This window comes from Sphingomonas arantia (assembly GCF_042682045.1).
GTDB lineage: Bacteria > Pseudomonadota > Alphaproteobacteria > Sphingomonadales > Sphingomonadaceae > Sphingomonas_R > Sphingomonas_R arantia.
Genome location: NZ_JBHUGS010000002.1, coordinates 173,408 through 195,390, shown reverse-complemented (window position 1 = coordinate 195,390; position 21,983 = coordinate 173,408). Strand labels below are relative to the sequence as shown.

Genomic DNA, 21,983 nt, shown 5'->3' with positions numbered 1-21,983 from the left:
TCCACCCCCCAACCCCGTTTGGTTCGAGCCTGTCGAGAACTCCGCGCAGTTCTCGACAAGCTCGAACCAAACGGAACCGTAAGAATTCACAAAAAGAACCGCTTATTCTGAGTAGGGTTGAGCGAAGCCGAAGACCCGTATCGAAGGATGAGTCCCGCCCGCCGTATCAATCCCCGCCAGACATCAGAATCCTAAGCAGCCCCCGAATACCCAGCCAACCGCAGCGCACCATCCAGCGTATCGCCAAGCGGCGCACTCAACCGCGCCACAGTCCGCGCGCGCAACCAAGGGCTCATCCGCGGCGCCAGGCCACCCACCAGCGTACACCGCGCAACCCCGCGTTCGAAGATCGTCTCGATGAACCGTTCGATATGGCTCGCCGCCTGTTCCACGATCGACCGCGCGATCGGGTCGTTCGCCTCGGCATAATCCATCACCAGCGGGGCGAACATGCCGTAGTCGCGCGGCGTCGCCTGATCCATCCAGGCGATCGCCCGCGCCGTGTCATGCTCGAACTGCTCCGTCACCGCCGCGCTCAACGGCGTCTTGCGCGTCCGCCCGTCGAGCGCCCGCAGGGCATGCCGCATCGCGCTCAGCCCCAGCGCCGCCGCACTCCCCTCGTCCGAAATCGGAAAGCCGTAGCCGCCGATCGTGAAATCCTCCCCATCGATCCGCAGCTTCGCCGCACTCCCCGTCCCGATAATCAGGATCGCCCCGTCCTGCCCGCCATGCGCGCCCAGATTCGCGATCTGCGCATCCGTCGCGAACACGACCGACGCAAAGCCGAAGTCGCGCGCCTCCAGCGCCGCCCGCATCCCCAACCGCGTAATCCCGGCAATCCCCATCCCCGCGCGGATCGTGGCGCGCTCCACCTCCGACAATCCCGCCTCGTCGATCGCCTGCCCCGCCGTCGCCATCAGCGTCGCGTACAGCGCCTCGATCCCGATCCCGGCATTCGCCGCCCCCGCGCGCCCCTGCCCGATCACGCGCCCGTCCGCATCGATCAGCCGCGCCCGGCAATTGCTGCCCCCCGCATCGATGCCGAGATGATAGGTCATGCCGGATCTCCCTCGCTGGCCGCATCCTGCCAGCCGCGCCCACGCGCCGTCTGGCCGATACCGGGGTTCAACTGGTTGCGCGGATCGATCCCGCGATAGAAATCGGCCAATGCCGGCCGCGCGACATACAGATGCCCGACATTATGCTCGGCCGGATATTGCGCCCCGCGCGCATCGAGCAGCGCCCACAGCGCATGCTCGAACGCCAGGGCATCGGTCCCCTTCCGCACGACATAATCCTGGTGGAACACGTGGCAGAAGAAGTGCCCGTAATACAGCGCATGGACCACCTGGCCCTGCAGCTCCGCGGGCAAGGTCTCCACCCACTCGCGCGTATTACGCGGCAACGCCACGTCCAGCGCCACGATATCCTCGACCTCCGCGCCGTGCACCGCGCGATACCGCACCGCCGCCCCCGCCGCAACGAAGCGGTGCAGGAACGCCTTCGCACCCTCCGCCTCCGTACAGACGAAATGATCCGCCACCGCATCGCCCGGGAACAGCCGCGCCAGCAACGCCCGCGCCGGCCCGACCTGCTCGCGCGGCACCTTCAGGATCAGGTGATGCCCGAACCGCTGGCGATACGCCCGCATCCGCGGCGGCAGGTGGTCGGGCAGGAACCGCCCCGCCCATTGCAACACCCGGTCGCTCAGCCCTTCGCGCAGCCGATCGACCCGCGCCTTGGCCGCAAACAACGCCGGCAACCGGTCCGTCCCAAGCCGCTCGATCGCCACGAACATATCGCGACCATAACGGTCCGCCACGTCGAACGTCGTCCGGTCCATATACTCGCCCGCGATCGGCAAGGTATCAAACTCGCGCAGCATCGTCCGGCGCAGATCGGTCAGCCGGTCCGGGTCGTTCGTCCCGATGTAGAAGCTCGTCGTGCCCTCTTCTCGCACAAACGTGTCCAGCCGCACCGCGAACACGATCAGCTTGCCGGCACTCCCCGCCGCCTCGAACAGACACCGCGGATCGGCATTGAACCGCGCCGGCGCAGCGCTGTCGATCTCGCGGACATGCGCGGCATAGCTGTGATCATGCGCCCAGCGATCGTCCGCCGCCGCCACATCCGCCGCGTCGAACTGCCCCGCATCGAGCCGCCCGAGGATCGTCTCGGGCGCGTCGCCCAGCCCGATGCCGAGATGGTTCACCAGCCGCAAGACCCCGTCCGGCCCCACCTGACCGAACAGCGCCAGCTGCGTAAAAGCCGGCCCCCGCCGGATCAGCGCCCCGCCCGAATTGTTGCACACCCCCCCGATCACCGACGCGCCCAGGCACGATGACCCGATCACCGAATGCGGCTCCCGCCCGTACGGCCGCAACGCCTGTTCCAGCCCGTACAGCGTCGTCCCCGGCAGCGCGACGACCTGCTCACCCCCGCGGATCACATGCAGCCCGGCCAGCCGCGTCGTGCTGATCAGCACCAGCCCGCCCGGATAGTCCCCGCCATCCGGCGTCGATCCCCCCGTCAGCCCGGTATTCGCCGCCTGCACGATGATCGACACGTCCGCCGCCACGCACGCCTGCGCCACGCGCCACAGCTCGACCAGGCTTCCCGGCCGCACCACCGCGATCACCGCCCCGTCGCCGGTCCGGTATCCCTTCCGGTACCGCGCCGTCGCCCGGTCCTTCGTCAGCACATGCCGCCGCCCGACCAGCCCACGCAGCGCGATCACAAGCTGCGTCTCGCGGAGGGTCGAGCCAGTCACCTTACTGCGTCTGCACTTCGTCGTCGGTCATCAGGTCGTCGCCGTCCAACCACCGCACGATCTCGCGTGCCGCCGGATGATCGATCCCCGCATAACGCACCCGCAACCGATCGCGCCGCGTACCCAGCCGTTCAAGCCCGACATCCTGCAACGCAGGCAGGTCCTGCTGCAACAGTTCCGCAAACCCATCGCCCAGCAACGCCCGCGCCGCCGCCCCGAATGCCGCGCCATAGGCATAGTCGTCGCCTTGCGCGTACAACATCGGCAACGTCAGCGCCGGCAGACACCCGAGGTGCGCTTGGATCGCCGGGTTGATCGCATGCCCCGACAGCTGCGCCGCAATCCCCGCCGGCCGCCCGCTGAACGCCCGCAGGTGCAGGAACCGCGACATCCGCGCCCCGTCGTTGACCGGATAATTGTCCCACAAGCACACCGGCCGCCCAAGCTCGCCCGCCACGCGCGCCAGATGCCCGCTGCCAATCTCGCGCGAACACACCTCCTCGCCGGTCCAGTACACCTGTACCGCCGGGTCCAGCCCACGTCCAAGGTCGCGCAGATAGTCGCGAGGCCGCACCCCGAACACGACGTCCAGCACCGGATCGTCCGAATAATAGGTCGGGCAAGTATAGACCCGCGTCGCGCGCGTGCATCCTGCGCAGAAGTTCACGACCTCCAGCTGCCGCGCCGCCAGTTCAGGCATGTCGCCGCGCAGATCGTCGAACAGCACCGCCAGATCGTCGATCCCGATCGCGTCGAGGTCCGCGATCCGCCGCGTCAGGTCGCCACGCACCGCCGAATCGAACGGATGCGTCGCTCCGACCGGCGTGATCGCCATGCCGAACCGCATCCCCGCCGCGCGCACCTCGGCCGACAACCGGGCCAGCGTCGTGGTCTCCGCCGCATCATGCCCGACCCGCCACGTCCGCCGCAGCGCCTGATCGCCCTTCGGACCATAATGGTAGAACGCATACCCCGCCCCGGCCAACGTCGCGACGACATGGCTTCGCTCCGCCGCGGTCCAGACCCGCCCGAACCGCCCCTCGATCATCCCAAGTTCGGGCGCACGCCCCGTCATGCGCGGTGGTCCATCGGATCGCCCGCGATCCACGTCGCGCACACCTGCCGCTCCGCATCGATATGGACCAGGTCGGCGCGCAGCCCCGCCGCGATCGTCCCGGTCTCGCCGTCGATTCGCAGGAACCGCGCCGGATTGCCGCTCGCCATCCGTGACGCGTCGACGATGTCGCGCCCCAGCATATCCATCGCATTGCACAGCGCATCGATCATCGTCAGCGCGGATCCCGCCAGCGTCCCGTCCGGCCCGCTACAGGTCCCGTCGACCACCCGGATCGCCTGCCCCATCAGCGTGAACGCGTCGCGCGTCCCGCCCACCGGCGGCATCGCGTCGGTCACCAGCATCGCGCCCGCGATCCCCCGCGCCAGCAACGCGACGCGCAACGCGGCGGGGTGGACATGCAGCCCATCGACGATGAGCCCGAAATGGCTGGTCCGATCCTCCAGTGCCGCGCCGACCATCCCCGGCGCGCGGCTCGCAAACTGCGTCATCGCGTTGAACAGATGCGTGAACCCGGCCAGCCCTTCGTCCAGCGCAGCCCGCGTCTGGTCATAATCCGCCACGCTATGCCCCGCACAGACCAGCACCCCCGCATCTGCCAGCGTCCGTACCGTCCCGGCTGCCGCCAACTCCGGCGCCAGCGTCACGATCCGCCGGCCGCGCGTCGGGGACAACAGCCGCGCCACCGCCTCCGCATCGATCACAGCGAACCGCGCGGCGTCGTGGATCCCCTTGCGCGCTGCGTTCAGATGCGGCCCTTCGATATGCAGACCCAATACGCCCGGCACCCGCTCGGCCAACGCCGCCTCGCCCGCCGCGATCGCCGCATCAACGACATCCGGATAATCGCTGATCAGCGTCGGCAATATCCCGGTCGTCCCGAACCGGCGATGCGCCGCCGCGATCGTCCGGATACCCGCCACGCTCGGCTGGTCGTTGAACAGTACGTCGCCGCCGCCGTTCACCTGCGTATCGATGAAGCCCGGCAGCAACCAGCCGCCATCGAGCGCCTGCACCGCGCACCCCGCCGGCAACGCATCGACCGACACCAGACCCGCGATCCGCGCGCCGTCCAGCACCAGCGCCTGTTCCTCGACCACCCGATCCGCCAGGACGATCCGCGCACCGACAAGAGCCTGCATCATAGCGTCCGGGTCACCTTGTTCAGATGCGGCGGGCTGTCCGGGTCATGCCCCCTTGCCAGCGATAACGCGTTCGCCAGCCCATAGAAACTCTGGATCTGCGCGATCGCGCCCAGCACCGGATGCACGTCGGTTCGCGACGGCAGCACAAGCTGCGCCGCCGTGACATCCTCCGCATGCCCCGCCGCGATCACCGTCGCCCCGCGCGCCGCGAAGTCCGCCAGCCGCTCCGCCAGCCCCGTCCGCGCGACGTCGAGCGGCGCCAGCGCCAGCACCGGATCGCCGCGCCCAACCAGCGTCATCGGCCCATGCGCCACCTCTGCGATGCTGAACGCCTCGGCATGCAGCCCGGACGTCTCCTTCAGCTTCAGCGCCGCCTCGCCCGCGATCGGCAAAGTCGGCCCGCGCCCGATCACCAGCATCTCGCTCGCCGCGCGCAGCGGCTCGAGCGCCGCGCTCCAGTCCGCCTCCGCCGCCGCGGCCAGCACGTCACCCGTCGTCTTCAGCGCCGCCAGCAACGCCGCATCCTCGCTCCATTCCGCGACCAGATGCGTCAGCGCCACCAGAGTGCAGACGAAGCTCTTCGTCGCCGCAACGCTCGTCTCGGCCCCGGCATGCACCGGGATCACGATCTCCGCCAGTTCGGCCAGCGGCGACGCGGCATCATTCACCACCGCGACGATGATCGCCCCCTGCGCGCGCGCGTCCTCCGCCGCCGCGAGCAGGTCGGGACTCCGCCCGGACTGCGAGATCGCGATCAGCGGCACTCCGCGAAACCGTGGCGATGTCGCGCGATACAACGACCCGATCGACGGCGCATGGCTTAGCGTCGGCATCTGCCCATGCGTTTCGAGCAGGAACTTGGCGAACGCCGCCGCCTGATCCGAACTGCCCCGCGCCAGCGTCGCGGCGAACGGCGGCGCAAGCTCGCGCAACCGTCGCCCGGCCCCGCGCATCAGCACCGCGTTCAGCCGCAGCTGCTCGACGCAGCGCTGCGGCGCTTCCCGCGCCTCGCGCGTCATCTGCGTCACGCTGCCTGTCTCGCTCGAAATCATGGGACGACTACAGACCAGTTCTCAGATCAAGACAAGTGGCATTAGAATGGTTTTGTCATGCCGATCGGTTATGATACGTCGATCGCGATGGGGCTTTCGAAGGGCATGACGATGCTGACGGTCGATCTGACGATCTGCGACGGACCCGGCCCGGTGAACGAGGATGTCGTCGGACATCACGGCAATGCCGCTTGGGTCATCGATGGCGCGACCGGCGTCGGTGCCGCCCTGCTGGAAAGTCCAAGCGACGCCGCTTGGCTGGCGCAGACCGCCAACGACTTCATCGTCGAAGGCCTGAGCGAAGATCCCGCACAACCGACCCGCGACCTGCTTCACACGGTCATCATCCGTTGCGCCACCGCGTTGGCGTTGGCGTCCGCGCAGCGTCGCATCGCCGACGAGCCGCACGAACTGCCGTCCGCCGCCTTCGCCATGGTCCGCGTCCTGAACAACCGGGCGGAAATCACCACATTGGCCGATTGCCGTGTCGCCGCGGTCGACGACAGCGGCACCGCCCGCCTGTACGGCCAATCCCCGCTCGGCGCCATCGAAGCCCGTACACTCGAAACCGTCAGGGCGATCCGCACCGCCAACCCCGACATCGCGCCCGACGCGCTCAGGGCGCTGCTGTTGCCCGTCCTGCGCGAGAACCGCCGGATGCTGAACCGCAACGGCGGCTACTGGGCGCTGGGCACCGAACCGGCGGCGGCCGATCATCTCTGGCAGACCACCTTACCGCTCCGCCCCGGTCAGCGTTTCGCGATCGCCAGCGATGGCTTCCTCCGCCCGATCGAACTGTTCGACACGGCAACCCCGGCCAACCTTCTCGCCATCGCCTCACCCGCCGACGCCACGGGCTGGCTCGACCAACTCCGCCACCGCGAGCGGCAGGTCGATCGGGACGACCGCTACACACGGGTCAAGATGCATGACGACGCCAGCCTCCTCGTCTGCACGTGGCGTAGTCCCGAGAATGTTACCAATATAATACCGAAATTTGACAGATACGCGTAGATCGGAAAGGCTCGAACCACGTGGCAAACCAACCCGGCGCCAACCGGCACGATGCCAAACCAACGAAACAGAGGATCGGACGATCGTGAATACCGAAGCGCCTGACCCTCGCTACCGCGGCCTCGACCTCTGGCCGACCGAACTCGCCGTGGCGGCGATGTTGGAGGGACAGCTGGCCGCCATCGCCGCCGTTCAGTCGCAGACGGCGACGATCGCCAACGCCGCCGACGCGGCCGCCCTCCGGCTCGGCGCGACGGGGCGGCTCGTCTTCGTCGGGGCGGGCACGTCCGGCCGGCTGGCGGTGCAGGACGGGACCGAGCTTTATCCCACCTTCGGCTGGCCGATGGACCGCATGATCTTCCTGATGGCCGGCGGCACGGGCGCGCTGACCCAGGCCTATGAAGGTGCGGAGGACGACATCGCCGCCGCCGCCGGCGACATCGACGGTTGCGCGATCGGTGCATCGGACGTCGTGATCGGCGTCGCCGCCAGCGGGCGCACACCCTACACCGTCGCCGCGATCGATCGGGCGCGCGCCGCCGGCGCCCTCACCATCGCCGTCGCGAACAACCCAGGCACCGCGCTCACCGCCAGCGCCGACCATGCACTGATCGCGGTCACCGGCAGCGAGATCGTCGCCGGATCGACCCGGATGAAGGCCGGCACCGCGCAGAAGGCGATGCTCAACCTCCTGTCCACCGCCATCATGATCCGGCTGGGGCTGGTCTATGAAGGCCGCATGGTCGCCATGCGGATCTCCAACGCCAAGCTCCTCGAACGCGGCCGTCTCATGGTCCGTGATATCGCCGGGGTGGACGACGACGTCGCGACGCACGCGCTCGAAGCGGCCGGCCATGATATCCGCCGCGGCGTCCTGGTCGCGCTCGGCCGGTCGGTCGACGACGCGACACGACTGCTCGACGATCATGGCGGCAACCTCCGCACGGCGCTCCAGGGATTGGACCGGGCATGACGACGATGCGCGAAATCGCCTGGACCCGCGAAGGCGAGGGCACACCGCTTTACCTGCAACTCGCGCGCAGCCTGCGCGACCATATCAGCGGCGGCGGCATCGATCCGGGCAGCGCGCTTCCCTCCGAACGCGACCTGAGCGAGATCGCCGGCCTGTCGCGCGTCACGGTGCGCAAGGGGATCAAGCAGCTGATCGACGAAGGCGTGCTGATCCGCAAGCAGGGCTCCGGCACCTTCGTCGCGCGCCGCATCGAAGCGCGCGGTGCCCGGCTCAACAGCCTCAGCGACGACATCCGGTCCCGCGGCGAGGAACCCGGCGTCGTCTGGATCTACCGCTCCTACGCCCGCCCGACGGAGGAAGAGGCCGCCGCCCTCGCAGTACCCGCCACCGCCCGCGTCGCCCGGCTCGGCCGCGTCCGGCTCGTCGGCGGCGAACCGCTCGCAATCGAACATGCCGTCATCCCCGCGGACTATATGCCCGATCTCGACGCGCTCCAGGACTCGCTTTACCAGGCGCTCGAAACGCACGGCTTCCGCCCCACCTCCGGCACGCAACGCGTCCGCGCCTCGCTTGCGACGCAGACCGAGGCGGGCATCCTGTGCATCGAACCGACCAGCGCAGTCCTGCGCATCGAACGCAGCACCCGCATCCCCGACGGCCGCACCGTCGAATTCACCCGCTCCGTCTACCGCGGCGACCGCTACGAATTCGTCACGGAGCTGAACGAGATTTGAGGAAGGCTTTAAGACCCGCCCATCCCGAGCGAAGCCGAGAAGCTCACAAACCCCGACCCCAACCCCGTTCGGTTCGAGCCTGTCGAGAACGCCGCGCAACGTTCTCGACAAGCTCGAACCGAACGGGGGTCGGAGTTCAAGCCCCCAAACCCCTCACCGCGTCGCCATCCGGATCCCCACCCGGAACGCCCGCCCCAACAGGTCGCTGTAGGTCGAGTTCGCCGACAACCCGCCCTCCGGCAACAACAGCGGATCGCGATCGAACAAGTTGGTCACGTTGAGGAACAGCTGTCCGTCGCCCTTCCCCGCCAGGTCCACCTTCGCGCTCAGGTTGAGGTCTGCATAGAACAGCCCCGGCGCGCTGTTGTCGTCGATCGTCGGGAACTGCGCCACTTCAGCCGCCGTCCGCCCGACCGGGCAGTCGGTCTGGCATTCGATATAGGTGTTGGCATAGGTGCCCTTACTGATCCCGCGCCCCGTCGCGGTGATCGAGAAGGTCGGCAGGTCGACCGTCGCCGAAACGCGATACAACCACTTCGGCGTCCCGCCATTGCCGTTCTGCCCGACGAGATCGACCGGGATCGCAACGCCGCTGTCCACGATATTGTCGATGTAGCGCGTCGCCATCCCGCGCATCGTCAGCGTCGCGTCGCTGTCCGCGAACATCCGGTCCAGCGGCACGCGGTACGTCGCGTCGAAATCGATGCCGCGGTTGGTCACCTTGCTGAAATTGAACGGGCTCGCGCGGAAGAACAGCTCGCGGTCGCCCGTCGGATCGGGGCCGAACGCGGCGCAGAATTCCTGCCGCCCCTCGGCACAGCGATCGATGATGTCCTGCGCGAAATACTGCCCGATCGCATCGCGCAGCTTGATCTCATACGCGTCGACCGACATCGAGAAACCGGGCAGGAATCGCGGTTGCAGCACGACGCCGATGTTCGTCGAATTGGCCTTCTCCGGCCGCAGATCCAGATTGCCCGTCGTCGTCTCGCGGAACGTCACGCCCGTCCGCGCCGGCTGCGTCCGGTTGTCGGTCAGCGTGTTGGTGCGCGACGTGCCGGCCTGGAACAGCTCGCTCAGGTTCGGCGCGCGGATGTCGCGCGACCGCGTGGCGCGGAACCGGATGTCCGGGATCGGCTGCCACGTGGCACCCACCTTCCACGTCGTGACATAGCCCGACGTCGAGTAGTCCGTGCCGCGCACCGCCCCGTTGAACTCGATCCCCGCGCCCAGCGGCACGACCGTTTCGAGATAGGCTTCCTTGACGTTGTACTGCCCGAACGTCGGCAGGAAATTGCCCACCGACCAGCCCGTCTGGAACTCGGTCGGCACATAACCCGACACTTCTTCCTTCCGGTACTCGCCGCCCACCGCGACGCTGACGTCGCCGGCCCAGGTCGCGAACGGCGTCACTGACAGGTTCACGCCGGCCACCGTCTGCTGCAGCTTCTGGTCGCGATACGGATCGCCCAGCACATAATCGATCGCCGCCTGGCTCGCCACGCCGGTGCCCAGCCGGTTCAGCGGCGCGCATCCGTTGGTCGGCGCGGTCAGGCTCGACCGGCACACGATCGTGCCCGCCGGCACGCCCAGCGCGTTGCCGGCCGGCGCGAACACCGCGTCGTTGGCATTGTTCACCCGCGCGACGTTCTGGATGTCGCGCAGCTGTTCGTGCGTGTTGGTCTCGCCATATTGGCCGTACGCGTTCCAGATCGCCTTCTTGCCGAACAGCTGGAAATCGCCCTCCGCGCCGATCGCATAACGCTGCACGTCGCGCTGGTTGTTGTTCTTGCGGTACGGCAGGTCGACCGCGGTCGTACCCAACGTCACCGACGTGATGCCCGCCAGTTGCGCCGCCCCCAGCGCGTTGATCAGATACGCGTTGTCGCGTTGCAGGACGGTCGTCGTCGACAGTTGCGGCCCGGCGTTGAACAGCGACTTCTGCCAGTTGTACGATCCTTCGGCGAACACCTCGATCCACGGCGCCAGTTCGTAGCTGACCCGCCCGAACGCACCGCGCCGGTCGTCGTCCGCGTCCAGCCCGATGTTGCGGTTGTTGTCCGCCAGCGCCCAGTCGCCCCCGGTGGTCAGCGACGGCGCGGTCGCCCCGGTCAGCGTCGCGGTGTTGACCGTGCCGTAGTTGAACTGGTTCACCGACCCGCCCTGGCCGAAATAGATGCCGCGCAGCCGGTTCGCGGTGCCCCCCGCCGAATTGACGATGATCCCGCCGGGCAACGCGTTGGCGGTGCCCGTGTTGCTGCGCACCAGGTTCTGCGGCAGGCCGTTCGTGTTGGTGTAGGCCGGGTTTGCGATCGTCCGGAACCCGCCCTGGTTCCAGTCGCGATCCACCTGGAAAATGCCGTCGCGCCGTGCGATTTCGCCGCTCAGCAGGATGTGTCCACGCCCCTCGGCAAAGGACTTGCCCGCCGCGATGTTGACCGACGTGTTGAACCCGTCGCCGCGCTCCGTCATGCCGGTGTCGGCCGACAGCTTCAGCCCCTCATACTTCTTGTCGAGCACGAAGTTCACGACACCCGCCACCGCGTCCGACCCATAGGCCGCCGATGCGCCGCCGGTCACGATCTCCACGCTCTTGATCAGCGCCTGCGGGAATGTGTTGACGTCGACCAGCCCGGTCACCGTCGATCCGACCGACCGCCGCCCGTCGAGCAGCACCAGCGTCCGGATCTCACCCAGCGCGCGCAGGTTCAGCGCGTTGATCCCCGACAGTCCCGAACTGATCGCGAGCCGCGAATTGGACGGCCGCGTGCTGCCCGCGACGGACGGGATCTGGTTGACGAAATCGGCGATGTTGTTCGTCGGCGACGAATTCTGGATTTCGGCCTGGGTCAGGATGTTGAGCGGCGTCGGCGCGGAATAACCGTCGCGCGCCACGCGCGTCCCGGTGACCGTGACCTCATCGCTCGACGGATCCGGTGCCGTGGTCGTCACCGGCGCTGCCGGTTCGACCTGCGCTTCGGGGGCCGGGCCGGTCTGCGCGGCTACAGGTGCCGCGAAACAGACCGCGATCGCCAGCGTCGCCAGGCTGGAAAAACCCGCCAGCGTGCTCGCCCGACATGCCGAATAGCGCCGCTCTGTTCCGAAAACTGTCATGATTTCCCCCGATACGCCCGTGTACCAGCCGGCCGTTACCGCGCCCGCTGCTGTCGCCCCCTGCGTTCCTGCCGATCCGGTCATCCTGTTCCTTTGGGAACATGCCGCCGATCGTGCCGGAAACCCGAACCTGCGCGGTGGGGAGGACGGGCGTCAAGGGCTTCCCCGCATCGATCGCTGCATCAAACCATAGCCCGCGATTATGGCCGCCTCGCCATCGCCGCGCTTATGGTCCAGAACGCGATCCGACATATCGCGGTCGCGACACCGCGCACCTGGCCTCCCGCGGGTCCACAGCAGGGGAAATGCCCATGATCGACCGTCGCGCATTCCTGTGCGGGTCCGCCGCCACGGTGGCGCTGGCCGGCACGCTCTCCGCGGCGCCTGCACGCGCGACACTCCCCGGCCTCGATGCCCCGATCGAGATCGTCGACGACATTTACGGCGTGCCGCACATCCGCGCCGCGTCGATCCCGGACGCCTTCTTCGGGCAGGGTTATGTCGTCGCGCGCGACCGGCTGTTCCAGATCGACCTCGGCCACCGCCGCGAACTGGGGCGGATGGCGGAGGTCTACGGCGCGGACTTCGCGCGGTTCGATGCGGTCGCGCGGCTGTTCCACTACCGCGGCGATCTCGACGCCGAACTCGCGCGCATCCCCGCCGACGTGCTGGCCTGTGCGCGCGCCTATGTGGCCGGCATCAACGCGCGCATCGACGAACTCGCCGCCGACCCGGCACTCCTCCCGCTCGAATATCGCATCCTCGACGTCGCACCGATGAAGTGGGACGTCCGCGAACTCGTCCTTGCCCGCGGCGCCTCGATCGGTAACGCGGACGACGAGGTCCGCCGCGCGCAACTCGCCGCGCTCGGCCTGCTCCATCTCGACGCGGTCGTCGCCCCGCTTCGCCCCGCCTGGCCGATGCACGTCCCGCCCGGCCTGAACTATTCCAAGGTCTCCCCCGCCGATCTCGGCGTGCTGCGCCAGGGCGGCCTCCCGTTCGGTCCCGGCACCCCGACCGAGCCGATCGATGCGCAGGCCGAACGCGCCAACGCCGGCAGCAATGCCTGGACGATCGCGCCCGCCCGCTCCGCCACCGGCCGACCGATCCTGGCCAACGATCCGCATCTCGGCATCGGCGGCTTCGGCCCGCGCCATGTCGCGCACCTGACCGCACCCGGCCTCGACGTGATCGGCGGCGGCGCGCCCGGCCTGCCCGGCATCATGCAGGGTCACACCGACCGCTTCGCCTTCGGCCGCACCAATTTCCATATCGATCAGGAGGATCTGTTCGTCCTCGACCTCGATCCGCAGGACCCCGAACGCTACCGCCACGGCGGTGGCTGGGCCCGTTTTGTGCAGGTCGAGGACGGCATCCCGGTCAAGGACGGCCCGCCCCGCATCGTCCCGCTGCGCTATGCGGCGATGGGCCCCGTCGTGATGCACGATCCGGCGAACCACCGCGCCACCGTGCTCGCCTCGGTCGCGATGCAGCCCGGCGGCGCGGGATCGTTCGCCATGATCGCGATCAACCTGGCGCAGGACTGGGCGTCGCTGCAGCAGGCATTCCGCATCCACCCGTCGCCCACCAACTTCCATTATGCCGACACGGACGGCAACACCGGCTGGCAGGCGATCGGCTTCGCCCCCATCCGCCGCACCGGCGACGGCCTGCTCCCCGTCCCCGGCGACGGCCGCTACGACTGGACCGGCCTGCGCAACCACACCGATCTGCCCAGCGCATACAACCCGGCCAAGGGCTGGTTCGCGTCCGCCAATCAGGACAATCTGCCCCCCGGCTGGCCGCGCGACCGCATCCCCGCCTTCTCGTTCCGCGACACCTACCGCTACGACCGCATCGCCAGCGTGCTGTCGCGGCAGGACAGCCACGGCCTGACCGACAGCGTCGCGCTCCAGCACGACATGGTCTCCACCCCCGGCCGCCAGCTCGTCACGCTCCTGCCCGCGCGCCCCTCCCCCGCCGCCGACCTGCTGCGCAACTGGGACGGCACCCTCGCCGCCGACAGCGCCCAAGCCGCCCTGTTCCAGATCCTGTGGCGCGACCTCGGCACCCGCATGCTCGCGCTGATCGTGCCGGACCGCGCGAAGCCGCTCGTGAAGGACATCGCCCCCACCATCCTGCTCGGCTTTCTCGCTCACCCCGACACCCGGCTCGGCCCCGATCCGGTCGCCGCGCGCGACGCGTTGTTCGATGCCGCGCTCGCTTCCGCCTGGGCCACCGCGCAGGACCTGCTCGGCCCCGATCCGGCCAAATGGCGCTGGGGCACACTTCACAAGGTCCGCATCGCCCATCCGCTGTCGCGCGTGCCCGCCATCGCCGCCGCCTTCCCGCCGATCGAGGGCGAAGGGTCGGGCGGCGACAGCTTCACCGTCGGCGCGCGCTGGCTGGGCAACGGCCCCGGCTGGGGCGTCGGCGGCGGGGCGAGCTACGCGCAGGTCGTCGATGTCGGCGCGTGGGACAACTCGCTCTTCATCAACCTGCCCGGCCAGTCCAACGACCCGCGCTCCGCCCACTACCGCGACCAATACGCGCCGTGGATCGCCGGCCGCATGCTGCCCATGCTGTTCAGCCACGCCGCGGTCGACGCCCACCGCGCCGCCCGCGCCACGCTCGGCGGACCGCGCCAACGCAAGGGAACCCGCCGATGAACGCCCTCCTGCTCACCGCCCTGGCCCTCGCCCCGCCCACCGCGCCGCAAGTCGATGTCGTGATCCGCGGCGGTACGCTCTATTCGGGCGCAGACGCCGCCCCGATCACCGGCGATGTCGAGATTAGCGGCGACCGCATCGTCTATGTCGGCCCCACCCGCCGCACGGCGGCCGCCAAGGTGATCGATGCGAAGGGCCAGATCGTCGCCCCGGGCTTCATCGACGCGCACACCCATCCGGACACCTACATCCGCTCCCCCGACGCGAAGCAACGCCTCAACCTCCCCTGGCTCGCGCAAGGCGTCTCGACCATCGTTATGGGCGTCGACGGCGGCGGCACGCCCGACGTGGCAGAGGATGCGCGGAAGCTCACCGCAGCGGGCGTCGGCACCAACCTCGTCCCCTTCGTCGGCTTCGGCGCCATCCGCGGCCGCGTGCTGGGGCAGGACGACCGCCCCCCCACCGCCCCCGAACTCGCACAGGAAAAGGCGCTGGCCGCCAAGGCGATGTGCGAAGGCGCTTACGGCCTCTCGACCGGCCTGTTCTACGCTCCGCAAAGCTACGCCAAGACCGACGAGGTCATCGCCGTCGCACGCGAGGCGGGCAGCCGCGGCGGCCTGTACGACACGCACCAGCGCGACGAATCGAACTACACGATCGGCCTCATCGCCTCGACCAAGGAAGCGATCGAGATCGGCCGGCAGGCGAAGATGCCCGTCCACTTCGCCCACCTGAAGGCACTCGGCGTCGATCTCCAGGGCCAGGCGCCGCAACTGATCGCCACCATCGCCGCCGCGCGTGCGGCGGGGCAGGACGTCACCGCCGATCAATATCCCTGGCTCGCCTCCGGCTCCAGCGTCGACGCCTCGCTCCTCCCGCGCTGGGCCAGCGACGGCGGCTACAGGAAACTGATCGCCCGGTTCGACGACCCCGCCACGCTCGCCCGGATCAAGGCCGAGATGGTCGAGAATCTCCGCCGACGCGGCGGCAAGGAATCGATCCTGCTGACCAGCGAGAACATGCCCTGGACCGGCAAGACGCTCGGCCAGATGGCAACCGCGTGGAACGTCGACCCCATCGACGCCGCGATCCGCATCATGCGCGTCGCGAACAAGGACGGCACCGAACCGGCCGGCGTCGGCGTCGCCAGCTTCAACATGGCCGACCGCGACGTCGACCTGCTGATGCAGCAGCCGTGGATCGTCACCAGCTCCGACGGCTCCGACGGCCACCCGCGCCAGTACGCGACCTTCCCGCGCAAGTACCAGACCTATGTCCGCGAGCGAAAGGTCATCACCCTGCGCAATTTCATCCGCCGCTCGACCGGCCTCACCGCGGACATGTACCGCATCGACCACCGCGGCTACCTCCGCGCCGGCTACTACGCCGACGTCGTGGTCTTCGACCCGACCCGCTACGCCCCCCGCGCCGACTATGTCCATCCCCGCGTCCCCAGCGTCGGCGTGAAGGCGCTCCTCATCAACGGCAAGCTCGCCCTCCAGGACGGCGCTACAACCGGCACCGCCGCGGGCCGCGTCCTGCTCCGTCCGAAACCGGCCAACTGCCCGGCATCGTAACGGCTAAAAACCCGCCCCACCCCCGTTCGGTTCGAGCCTGTCGAGAACGCCGCGCAACGTTCTCGACAAGCTCGAACCAAACGAGGGTAGAGAATGATAAAGTCTCCTAAAACCCGCCCATCCCGAGCGAAGTCGAGAAGCCAACATAGCCCCTCGGCTACGCTCGGGGGAGCGTGCCTCGACTTCGCTCGGCATTGACGGGTCGGGAGAGGGTCAGCCCCTCTGACCCGGCATAACCCCACGCTATGCCCCGCCGCACGAGCATGATGCGCGCACCACCACCCCCACACCCTATGCCGGACACCACCCCCTCCGACGCAGGTGCGCGATGATCCCCGGTCCCTTCCTCCTGTATCTCGGCCATTCCAGCGACGCGGTCGGAATCAAGACCTCGCGCGGGCTCGCCGCTTTCCGGCCCAAGGACTGCCTCGGCGAATGGCGGCACGACGACTGCCCACTGACGCTCGACCTGCCGCGCATGGACGCCGCCGCCGCGCGGGCCGCAGGTGCCCGCACGCTCGTCCTCGGAATCGCCAACGCCGGTGGAAAAATGGACGACGCGCTGATCCACGACGCACTGGCCGCGATCTCCGCCGGGCTTAGCGTCGCATCCGGCCTCCACCAGCGGCTGCGCGACGAACCGCGCCTCGTCCGCGCCGCCGCCGACGCAGGCGTGACACTGTTCGACGTCCGCGATCCGCCCGCCGACCTCCCCATCGGCAACGGCCTCCCCCGTGCCGGCAACCGCCTGCTCACCGTCGGCACCGACTGCTCCGTGGGCAAGATGTACGCCACGCTCGCCCTGCGCGACGCCATGCACGCCCGCGGCATCGCCGCGGACTTCCGCGCCACCGGCCAGACCGGCATCATGATCGCCGGCGCCGGCGTGCCCGTCGACGCGGTCGTCGCAGACTTTATCTCGGGCGCGATCGAACAGCTCACCCCCGCTCGCCACGACGCCGGGTGGGACCTGATCGAGGGGCAGGGATCGCTCTTCCACCCGTCCTTCGCCGGTGTCTCGACCGGGCTGCTCCATGGCGCCCAACCCCGCGCGCTCCTCCTCTGCCATGATCCGTCGCGTGCCCATATGCGCGGCCTGCCGCACTATCAGCTCCCTTCGATCACCGACTGTCTCGCCGCCAACCTGTCCGTCGCGCGGCTTACCAGCCCGCACGTTCAGGCGGTCGGCATCGCGCTGAACACGGTCGCGCTCGACGAAGCCGACGCACGGCGGCTATGCTCGTCAGTCGCGGACACCCACGGCCTGCCCTGCACCGATCCCTACCGGTTCGGGGCGGATCCGATCATCGACTGGATGCTGACATGCTGCGACGCCTCGACGCCCGCCACGACCGTTTCGGCCTGACCACCCCGTTCCGCATCTCGCGCGGGGTGAAAACCGCGGCCGACGTGATCACCGTCACCATCGCGCAGGGCACGCTGGTCGGGCGCGGCGAGGCGGTCCCCTATGCGCGCTACGACGAGACGATCGAGGCCGCGCTCGCCGCGATCGACACGGTCACGCCGCTCCTGCAACGTGGCGCCGGCCGCGCCGAACTGCTCCGTATCATGCCGCCGGGCGCCGCGCGCAACGCGGTCGACGGCGCGTTGTGGGATCTCGACGCGCAACTGGCCGGCACCACGGTCGCCGCACTGGCCGGCCTGTCCGAACCCACTCCGGTCGCATCCGCGATCACCATCGGCCTCGACGCGCCCGCCGCGATGGCCTCCGCCGCCGCCCGCGTCGCCGACGTCCCGCTTCTGAAGATCAAGGTCGACCGCGATCATGCCGCCGCCCAGATCGCCGCGGTCCGCGCCGCCGCCCCCGCCCCGCGCCTGATCGTCGACCCGAACGAAAGCTGGTCGATCGACGAGGTCACCGGCCTCCAGGACCTGCTCGTCGATTACCGCGTCGACCTGCTCGAACAGCCACTCCCCGCCGACGCGGACGGCGCGCTCACCGGGTTCGCCTCACGCGTCCCGATCTGCGCCGATGAATCGCTCCACACCGCTGCCGATCTCGATGCGCTCGCCGGCCGCTACAGCGTCGTCAACGTGAAGCTCGACAAGACCGGCGGCTTGACCGAAGCGCTGATGCTTGCCGATACGGCGGAGCGAAAGGGGTTCGGCGTGATGGTCGGTTGCATGGTCTGTTCGTCGCTCGGCATCGCACCTGCGCTGCTGCTCGCCGGCCGTGCCACGTTCGTCGATCTCGACGGCCCGCTTTGGCTGGCGGAGGATCGCCGCGGCGGCGTCAGCGATCACACCGGTATGCTCTCCCCGCCCGCGCCCGGCTTCTGGGGCACTCCGGCTTGAGGCTGCTCCGGGCCTGGTTCGCGATCCCGTTGTGGAAACGGGTCGTCGCCGGGCTCCTCATCGGCGTCGCGCTCGGCCTGCTCTGGCCCGCCGGGGCCGCCGCGATCCGGCTGGTCGGCGACCTATTCGTGCGGCTGATCAAGATGCTCGTCGTGCCCGTCGTGCTCATCACCATCGCGGCCGGCATCTCCTCGCTCGGCGATCCGCGCCGGCTGGGCAGCATCGGCGGGCGCACCGTCGGCTGGTTCGCGTTCACCACGCTTCTGGCCGTCTCGATCGGCATGGCGTTCGGCCTCGTCCTGCGCCCCGGCGACGGCATCGCGCTGGCCGGTATCGCCCCGCATGTCCTGGGGCCGCCCGTGTCGCCGGCCGACCAGCTGCTCGGCATCGTCCCGGCCAACATCGTCGATGCGCTGGCCAAGGGTGACATGCTCGCCATCATCTTCGTCGCGATCCTGCTCGGCGTCGGCAGCGTGGTGTCGGGCGACGCGGGCAAGCCCGTCGTGGCGCTGCTCCAGTCCGCCGCCGCCGTCCTGCTGCAGATCGTCCGCATCGTGATGGAGGCGACCCCGTTCGGCGTGCTCGCGCTGATCGCCGGCGCGGTCGCGGGCGGTGGCATGGCGGTGTTCGTCAATGTCGGCTGGCTGGCGCTCTGCGTCGTGCTCGCCTCGCTCGTCCAGATGCTCGTCGTCCACGCGCTGTTGATCGTCGCCGTCGCGCGGCTGCCGGTCGCGCGCTTCTTCCGCGGCATCGTCGATGCGCTCATCGTCGCTTTCTCGACCGCCTCCTCCTCCGCCACGCTGCCCGTGGCGCTCCGCGTCGCGCAGGACAATCTCGGCATCGCGCGGCCGATCGCCTCGACCGTCCTCCCGCTCGGCGCCAGCATCGGGAAGGACGGCACCGCCATGTATGTCGGCCTGCTGGGCCAGTTCGCGTTACAGGCGCTCGGCATCGTCCCCGACGCCGGCATGCTCGGGATCATGCTGCTGACCGGCGCGCTCGCCGCGTTCGGCACCGCGCCGGTTCCCTCCGCCTCCCTCTTCATGCTCGCCGCGATGCTGTCTGCGGTCGGCGTCGGCGCGGAACAGACCGCACTCGTCGTCGGCCTCGTCCTGCCGTTCGACCGGCTGCTCGACATGACCCGCACCGTCCCGTCCGCCTCGGCCAACCTGACCGTCGCCACGCTCGTCGCGCGTGCCGAACACGGCCTCGACGAAGCACGCTACAGGGGCACAATCCGGCCATGAACCTGCGCCACATCGAAATCTTCCACGCGGTCTACGTCAACGGATCGGTCAGCGCCGCCGCCCGCGCGCTCCACATCTCGCAACCCTCGGTGTCGAAAACGCTGCGCCATGCCGAGACCCTCCTCGGCTTCGAACTGTTCCAGCGCACCAACAGCCGCCTCGTCCCCACCGAGGACGCGCACGCCCTTTTCGGCGATGTCGCCAATATCCAGGAACGCGTCCGCGCACTGCGCGAGGCGGGACGCAACCTGCGCGCCGGCGCGGGCACCACGCTGCGCATCTCCGCACTACCCAGCCTCGCACTCGGCGCGCTGCCTACCGCCGTATCGCGCTTCCTCAAGATCCGCCCCGACGTCCGGTTCGACCTCCAGACGGTCCATCACGACGACCTCCTCCGCAAGCTCTACGAACGCGAAACCGACATCGCGATCGCCGCGGAGGTTCCGCGCGGCGCCCCGCTCGGTCAGGTCTGGCTGGGCGAGGGCGAACTGGTCGTGCTCTACCGCGAGGAGGACATGCCCGACGCCCCGGCCCGGCTCGAACTGGCGCAGCTCGTCGGCCGCCCGTTCATCACTCTCGCTGCCAGCGGCCCGATCGGCCAGCTGTTCAGCACCGAACTCGAAAGGCTCGCGCTCGACCTGGACGAGGTCGCGTCGGCCCGCACCTTCTACATCGCCGCCGCGCTCGTCCGCGCCGGCGTCGGGCTGACCGTCGTCGACAGCTTCACCGCCGACGCGTCGATCGCCCCCGGCCTCTCCGTCCGCTCGCTCAAGCCCCCGCTCACCTTCGACGTCCACGCCATGCACCTGCTCGACCGCCCACCCAGCGCACTGGCCAGCGAATTCCTCGCGCTGCTCAGCGACGTGATCGAGGCGCCGTGATGCGCCTCCTGCTCGCGCTCGCCTCGGTCCTGCTCGCCGCCGCCAGCCCGCCCGACCCGGTCGCCCAGGCGCTCGCCACCGCCGGCCCCGGCACCCGCATCGGCCTCGTCGCGGTGGACGACACCGGCCGCGAGATCGTCGCGATCCGTCCCGACGACCGCTTCGTCCCCGCCTCCAACACCAAGCTCTTCACCACCGCCGCCGCCTTCGCGCTGCTCGACACGCAAGGCCCGGACACCGCCGGCGGCGCGACCGTCCGGCTGGAGGGCCGCGGCGTCGTGCTCACCGGCCACGGCGACGCCCGCCTGTCCAGCGCCGCGGACTGCATCACCGACTGCCTGATCGACCTGGCCCGCGCGGTCGCGGCAAAGACCCGTATCGTCCACGACGTGGTGGGAGACGACAGCGCGTTCCCCGACGAACGCTGGCCGCTCGGCATGAGCTGGAACAACATGCCCTCCCGCTCGGGCACCGCCGTCTCCGCGCTCACCATCGACGACAATGTCCTGACCGTCACCGTCGCCCCCGCCACCCCCGGCGCGGCCCCGACGATCACCGGAGACGGCTACTACCGCATCGTCAACCGCGCGACGACCGCCGGCACCGTCGCGGCGCTGTCTGTCACCCGCGCCCCCGGCGACGACACGCTCCGCATCACCGGCACGATCCCGGCGGGCAGCCCGCCCGAAACGCTCACCGTCGGCCTCGACGACCCCGCCCACCGCGCCGCCTGGCAACTCGCAGCCCTGCTCCGCACGCTCGGCGTCCGCGTCACCGGCACCATCGCCACGCGCCACCGCCCGCTCTCCCCAATCGACGATCCCGCAACCCGCGGCACTGCCCCCGCCCCGCACGCCCCCGCCCGACCAATCCTCGCCCGCCTGACCCCACCACCGCTCGCAGACGACCTGCGCACCACCAACAAGGTCAGCCAAAACCTCCACGCCGAACTCCTGCTCCGGCGTGTCGGGGCGGTCACCGGCACCGGTTCGGTCGCCGACGGCCGCGCCACGGTTGCCAGGCAGATCGACACCGCAAACGTCCCACGCTGGACCTACGACTTCGCCGACGGCTCGGGCATGTCGAGCTACAACCGCCTCACCCCGCGCGCCGCGGTCCGCTTCCTCCGCTGGACGCAGACCCAGCCCTGGGGCCCGGCCTGGCGCACCACCCTCCCGATCGGCGGCACCGACGGCACCCTCGCCCGCCGCTTCCGCGGCACCGCGCTGGAGGGCAGGATCACCGCCAAGACCGGCACCCTCAACGCCGCGAGCGCGCTCTCCGGCTTCCTCACCACCGCCCGCGGCCGCACGCTCACCTTCTCCGCCCTCGCCAACGACATGCCCAGCAACGCCTCGGCGACGGCCGCGGTCGATCAAGCGCTGCTGGCGTTAGCTGCCGCCAACTAACCCCCAT

16 protein-coding genes are annotated in these 21,983 nt (G+C 69.5%); 10 read left to right on the top strand and 6 right to left on the bottom strand.

Features of this window, described 5'->3' with window-relative positions; all coding sequences use genetic code 11:
• Positions 1-191: 191 nt before the first annotated feature.
• The 5 genes from ACFSGX_RS06610 to ACFSGX_RS06590 are packed head-to-tail and all read right to left on the bottom strand — an operon-like array spanning position 192 to position 6,042.
• A complete protein-coding gene (locus ACFSGX_RS06610; protein ID WP_380928507.1) occupies positions 192-1,058 on the bottom strand; it encodes a glucosamine kinase nucleotide-binding domain-containing protein in 867 nt (288 codons plus the stop codon).
• The gene (gene dld, locus ACFSGX_RS06605; RefSeq protein WP_380928505.1) at positions 1,055-2,770 is read right to left on the bottom strand and encodes a D-lactate dehydrogenase; all 1,716 of its coding nucleotides are present in this window, start codon (positions 2,768-2,770) and stop codon (positions 1,055-1,057) included. The genes ACFSGX_RS06610 and dld overlap by 4 nt, the downstream gene beginning before the upstream one ends.
• 1 nt (position 2,771) lies before the next feature.
• Positions 2,772-3,845, bottom strand: a complete 1,074-nt coding sequence (locus tag ACFSGX_RS06600) for a beta-N-acetylglucosaminidase domain-containing protein (protein WP_380928503.1) — start codon at positions 3,843-3,845, stop codon at positions 2,772-2,774.
• Positions 3,842-4,990: an N-acetylglucosamine-6-phosphate deacetylase gene (gene nagA, locus ACFSGX_RS06595; protein ID WP_380928502.1), complete on the bottom strand. Its 1,149-nt coding sequence runs from the start codon at positions 4,988-4,990 to the stop codon at positions 3,842-3,844. The genes ACFSGX_RS06600 and nagA overlap by 4 nt, the downstream gene beginning before the upstream one ends.
• Entirely contained in the window at positions 4,987-6,042 is a 1,056-nt protein-coding gene (locus ACFSGX_RS06590) for an SIS domain-containing protein (RefSeq protein WP_380928500.1), read from the bottom strand. The genes nagA and ACFSGX_RS06590 overlap by 4 nt, the downstream gene beginning before the upstream one ends.
• 57 nt (positions 6,043-6,099) lie before the next feature.
• Between ACFSGX_RS06590 and ACFSGX_RS06585 the strand changes: the two genes are divergently transcribed.
• The 3 genes from ACFSGX_RS06585 (at position 6,100) to ACFSGX_RS06575 (ending at position 8,763) form a co-directional block, all read left to right on the top strand.
• Complete coding sequence (locus ACFSGX_RS06585) at positions 6,100-7,056, top strand: protein phosphatase 2C domain-containing protein (RefSeq protein WP_380928498.1); 957 nt, start codon at positions 6,100-6,102, stop codon at positions 7,054-7,056.
• Between the two features lie 85 nt (positions 7,057-7,141).
• The gene (locus tag ACFSGX_RS06580) at positions 7,142-8,029 is read left to right on the top strand and encodes an N-acetylmuramic acid 6-phosphate etherase (RefSeq protein ID WP_380928496.1); all 888 of its coding nucleotides are present in this window, start codon (positions 7,142-7,144) and stop codon (positions 8,027-8,029) included.
• 5 nt (positions 8,030-8,034) lie between these two features.
• Complete coding sequence (locus ACFSGX_RS06575) at positions 8,035-8,763, top strand: GntR family transcriptional regulator (RefSeq protein ID WP_380929992.1); 729 nt, start codon at positions 8,035-8,037, stop codon at positions 8,761-8,763.
• A 153-nt stretch (positions 8,764-8,916) separates the two neighbouring features.
• Here the strand turns inward: ACFSGX_RS06575 and ACFSGX_RS06570 are convergent, their stop codons facing one another.
• On the bottom strand, positions 8,917-11,877 hold the full coding sequence (locus ACFSGX_RS06570; protein ID WP_380928495.1) for a TonB-dependent receptor plug domain-containing protein: 2,961 nt from the start codon (positions 11,875-11,877) through the stop codon (positions 8,917-8,919).
• 311 nt (positions 11,878-12,188) lie between these two features.
• Here ACFSGX_RS06570 and ACFSGX_RS06565 point away from each other — a divergent pair, with 311 nt between their 5' ends.
• The 7 genes from ACFSGX_RS06565 to dacB all read left to right on the top strand — a co-directional run bounded on the left by ACFSGX_RS06565 (position 12,189) and on the right by dacB (position 21,976).
• Positions 12,189-14,546 carry a penicillin acylase family protein gene (locus tag ACFSGX_RS06565; protein ID WP_380928494.1) on the top strand — a complete coding sequence of 786 codons (2,358 nt, stop codon included), beginning with the start codon at positions 12,189-12,191 and terminating at the stop codon, positions 14,544-14,546.
• The gene (locus ACFSGX_RS06560; RefSeq protein ID WP_380928493.1) at positions 14,543-16,123 is read left to right on the top strand and encodes an N-acyl-D-amino-acid deacylase family protein; all 1,581 of its coding nucleotides are present in this window, start codon (positions 14,543-14,545) and stop codon (positions 16,121-16,123) included. Before ACFSGX_RS06565 ends, ACFSGX_RS06560 begins: the two co-directional genes overlap by 4 nt.
• Positions 16,124-16,451: 328 nt before the next feature.
• Positions 16,452-17,489, top strand: coding sequence for an N-acetyltransferase DgcN (gene dgcN / locus ACFSGX_RS06555; protein WP_380928491.1), 1,038 nt, complete (start codon positions 16,452-16,454; stop codon positions 17,487-17,489).
• Positions 17,447-18,439 (top strand): N-acetyl-D-Glu racemase DgcA, encoded by a 993-nt coding sequence (gene dgcA / locus ACFSGX_RS06550; RefSeq protein WP_380928489.1) that lies wholly within the window; start codon positions 17,447-17,449, stop codon positions 18,437-18,439. The genes dgcN and dgcA overlap by 43 nt, the downstream gene beginning before the upstream one ends.
• Positions 18,436-19,686: a dicarboxylate/amino acid:cation symporter gene (locus ACFSGX_RS06545; protein ID WP_380928487.1), complete on the top strand. Its 1,251-nt coding sequence runs from the start codon at positions 18,436-18,438 to the stop codon at positions 19,684-19,686. Before dgcA ends, ACFSGX_RS06545 begins: the two co-directional genes overlap by 4 nt.
• Positions 19,683-20,567 carry a LysR family transcriptional regulator gene (locus ACFSGX_RS06540; RefSeq protein WP_380928485.1) on the top strand — a complete coding sequence of 295 codons (885 nt, stop codon included), beginning with the start codon at positions 19,683-19,685 and terminating at the stop codon, positions 20,565-20,567. Before ACFSGX_RS06545 ends, ACFSGX_RS06540 begins: the two co-directional genes overlap by 4 nt.
• Positions 20,567-21,976, top strand: a complete 1,410-nt coding sequence (dacB, locus tag ACFSGX_RS06535; RefSeq protein WP_380929990.1) for a D-alanyl-D-alanine carboxypeptidase/D-alanyl-D-alanine endopeptidase — start codon at positions 20,567-20,569, stop codon at positions 21,974-21,976. The genes ACFSGX_RS06540 and dacB overlap by 1 nt, the downstream gene beginning before the upstream one ends.
• Positions 21,977-21,983: the final 7 nt, after the last annotated feature.

What these genes read in the sequence shown, in the direction of transcription:
- nagA (WP_380928502.1), bottom strand. Translation starts at nt 4,990, where the DNA reads ATGATGCAGGCTCTTGTCGGTGCGCGGATCGTCCTGGCGGATCGGGTG.
- ACFSGX_RS06600 (WP_380928503.1), bottom strand. Translation starts at nt 3,845, where the DNA reads ATGACGGGGCGTGCGCCCGAACTTGGGATGATCGAGGGGCGGTTCGGG.
- ACFSGX_RS06540 (WP_380928485.1), top strand. Translation starts at nt 19,683, where the DNA reads ATGAACCTGCGCCACATCGAAATCTTCCACGCGGTCTACGTCAACGGA.
- ACFSGX_RS06560 (WP_380928493.1), top strand. Translation starts at nt 14,543, where the DNA reads ATGAACGCCCTCCTGCTCACCGCCCTGGCCCTCGCCCCGCCCACCGCG.
- dgcA (WP_380928489.1), top strand. Translation starts at nt 17,447, where the DNA reads ATGCTGCGACGCCTCGACGCCCGCCACGACCGTTTCGGCCTGACCACC.
- dgcN (WP_380928491.1), top strand. Translation starts at nt 16,452, where the DNA reads ATGATCCCCGGTCCCTTCCTCCTGTATCTCGGCCATTCCAGCGACGCG.
- ACFSGX_RS06585 (WP_380928498.1), top strand. Translation starts at nt 6,100, where the DNA reads ATGCCGATCGGTTATGATACGTCGATCGCGATGGGGCTTTCGAAGGGC.
- ACFSGX_RS06570 (WP_380928495.1), bottom strand. Translation starts at nt 11,877, where the DNA reads ATGACAGTTTTCGGAACAGAGCGGCGCTATTCGGCATGTCGGGCGAGC.
- ACFSGX_RS06590 (WP_380928500.1), bottom strand. Translation starts at nt 6,042, where the DNA reads ATGATTTCGAGCGAGACAGGCAGCGTGACGCAGATGACGCGCGAGGCG.
- dacB (WP_380929990.1), top strand. Translation starts at nt 20,567, where the DNA reads ATGCGCCTCCTGCTCGCGCTCGCCTCGGTCCTGCTCGCCGCCGCCAGC.
- ACFSGX_RS06565 (WP_380928494.1), top strand. Translation starts at nt 12,189, where the DNA reads ATGATCGACCGTCGCGCATTCCTGTGCGGGTCCGCCGCCACGGTGGCG.
- ACFSGX_RS06575 (WP_380929992.1), top strand. Translation starts at nt 8,035, where the DNA reads ATGCGCGAAATCGCCTGGACCCGCGAAGGCGAGGGCACACCGCTTTAC.
- ACFSGX_RS06610 (WP_380928507.1), bottom strand. Translation starts at nt 1,058, where the DNA reads ATGACCTATCATCTCGGCATCGATGCGGGGGGCAGCAATTGCCGGGCG.